Below are 2,736 nucleotides of genomic sequence, written 5' to 3' on the forward strand. Positions count from 1 at the left end.
CGGCGTTGAGGAATGCGGCAATAACGTTGATGAGGGTGGAAGGAGTGACAAACATCGCGGCGGCGTGTCGGAGGTATGCAGCACAGCCAGGACTTGCGATGGCAGCCATCGGGCTTGATCTTCGAGAATGAATAGACCCTGCCCACGCTCCCCATCCGCTAGGGAGGTCTAGCGCATCGACGGTGATCGGGCCAAGCGCGAGCGACCCGAATGCCATCGCCGCCGCTGTCCACGCGGCGAGTGGCCAAACGCCGTAGCGATGGCGCAGCCACAGGCCGATCCAAATGAAGAGCACGCCCGAACCAATGGCGAGGAGGATGAGTCGAGGCACGCGCGGGCTGATCGTATCAGATGCGCTGTAGGCACCGACCAGGGTGGCTATAGAGACCAGCCACGGAAGTATTGCGTAGTCGCGAAATTTCCGCATGGCGCTCTATCAATCGAGGGAGGTTGACATCGTCGGACGTGACCGGCCATTTAACACTTGGCCCAGCGGCCTAACGCCCGCGTTCAGCGGGGCCGTGAGCGGCAATGGCCGAATCATGAGAACTGTGCTTCACGGCCTCCGCTGCAACGCATTGTTGGGCGGAACGAAGGAATGTTACTGAGATTCTGTCAGCACGCTATCTCCTATTTCACGATAGTTCTTACCTTTCAACAGTGCGCGTGATGCAAATGTTGCTGTCGCCAAGTCACACTCTCTTGACGGTACATGCTGGAGAGTGTGTAGAAATCGGCGTTTCCATTCATGAAGCCACGCCTCCGCGCTCTCCCTTAAAAGCGGCGATATAGTACCCACTATTAATGAGCAAGATAGTGCTGCTGCAACCCGGGCTTCTACTCGTAGCTGAAGTTTCGGGTCCGCGTATTTCGCCTCTGAGCTTTTCTGTAATAGTGAGGCGGTGGCGAATCTTAGGGCCTGCGACCATTCAGGATAAGCAGGCAGGTCGCTAGCCAACAAGCGTTGGAGGATATATGCCGTGCTCCATAATTGGTCCCATGATTCTTTTTCAAAAATTCTTGTTGCCCAGCCACCATTTGGCATAGAGCAGCGAATAAGCCAGTCTTGGCCGCTACGGAGAGGGTCATTCAAGCTCAACGGCGGATTTTCAAATAGTCTTGAACAGATTCCTACATATTCAACGGTATATACCGTTGAGGTCAACTCACTCGTCTTAGTGTCGAATTCGGATGGCCAACCGCCGTCGTCGCATTGACTATCTAAGACCATCCTTAGATAGTGCTCTTGGTGGTCACGATATAAACCCGAACGTGCCATAAGAATGGCAAGGGCGATAGTATGACGAAAATCAAGATTGCTTGTTATTCTTCCTGTGATGCCACTAATAATCTCTCCTGAAATGAGGTGCCGATCAGATGTCATTGCTTGTTTTAATCCCCAATCAACGCAGGAGTGTATCTTGTCTTTGGCCTTATCACCAAACACCTCGCCTGCTAATTCCGTTGTGAAGAGAGCTATTCCTAATCCTGGTTGCTCAATTGCTTTGGTAAGTTCGCCTCTTAGTACCAAGCTCTCTTTTACTGCCCAAGAAGCACGTGATCCATTTGCTTCTGGGAATTCCCATATCTTTTGTAGAAGAAGTCGCAGACAATCACTACTATTCGAATAGCGGAGCGGTACGAGTTCAGAATCGCCCAAGCGAGCAGAATCGACGTCAGCACCGAGATAGGCAAGTATTTGCTCTATTGTATTGAGCAAGAATCTCGCCTCGTCTGATGTTGCAGAATGGCGCTGGTGTACAATTCGGTTTCGTATTCTTCGACAGGCATATAAGTTCAAAAATTTTAAGACCTGAGTAGACCGCTGTGTAATATTTTCTATAGCATCGAACAGCTTCAGTTCATGATAAAGCCTTTCTAGGAAATATAATCCTATCTGCTTGTTTGCCGCTTGCTCGCGTTGACGTATCTCTTGCTGCAATGGTTCGTCGAATTGATCAAAGTTGTCAGAGTAGAGGTCACAAAGCAGGTTCTCTAGCAGTCGTCCGGCTATAAGTGCAGATTGATTGGCCTTGCCATTGCGAAGAGTTGCGCATGCATCCGCGAATTCGGCTGTATACTCACCCAGTTTCACTGCATCTCCTAATTCATTGAAGCTGTCTGTATGATCCTGTTTCGGATTATAAGCAATCTGTCACTGCACTATACAGCGATTAGTTCCGCCCAACGCTCGACATTACCGGGCGCGGCGTGTCGCATTGGATGAATCACAAGAACCGCGCTCGCCGCGCTCCGGTGCATGTCGTTGTTAGACAGCCCTCAAAGCTCCCTGCTGCATCCCGATTGTGCATACTACGCCGCGACTACACAGCCGCGCCGGCCCTTTGGCCCGTCGCGTAGCGACTGCGCGGCGGACGGCCATATCGAGACATGCGCCAGCGAGTACCGCAACGACCACGCGACGAAGCAAGTGAAGGCAGGCGCGAGCGAGTTGCGCCGCCACACAACCACGAGGTTGGTGTTGGCTTGGCCAGCGAAGGTGGTGCGCAGGCGCTATCAATTAGCCACGTCTTTGTCGAGCAAAGTTGTCTAACGAACACACATCACCGGGCCGCCGAATGGCAATGAAAGAACAACGGGAAGTGCGCTTCGGCGGCTCCGGTGCATGTCGTTGTTAGACTGCCCGCGAAGACCTCATTCTTGCTTCTGAGTTTGCACCTTCTTCGGCTCGAATTCGACTGATTTGATTACGCGCTCAAACAACTCATGTTCCTC

General features: G+C 52.1%; 2 protein-coding genes. Both read right to left on the reverse strand.

The window, feature by feature from the left end; genetic code table 11:
* Positions 1–427 (reverse strand): hypothetical protein (locus VJ464_01965; GenBank protein ID HKQ03870.1); only part of this gene is annotated, 427 nt, incomplete at its 3' end.
* A gap of 174 nt (positions 428–601) precedes the next feature.
* Positions 602–2,095, reverse strand: coding sequence for a hypothetical protein (locus VJ464_01970; protein ID HKQ03871.1), 1,494 nt, complete (start codon positions 2,093–2,095; stop codon positions 602–604).
* Positions 2,096–2,736 lie beyond the last annotated feature (641 nt).

It is taken from the genome of Blastocatellia bacterium (assembly GCA_035275065.1).
Classification (GTDB): Bacteria; Acidobacteriota; Blastocatellia; order UBA7656; family UBA7656; genus DATENM01.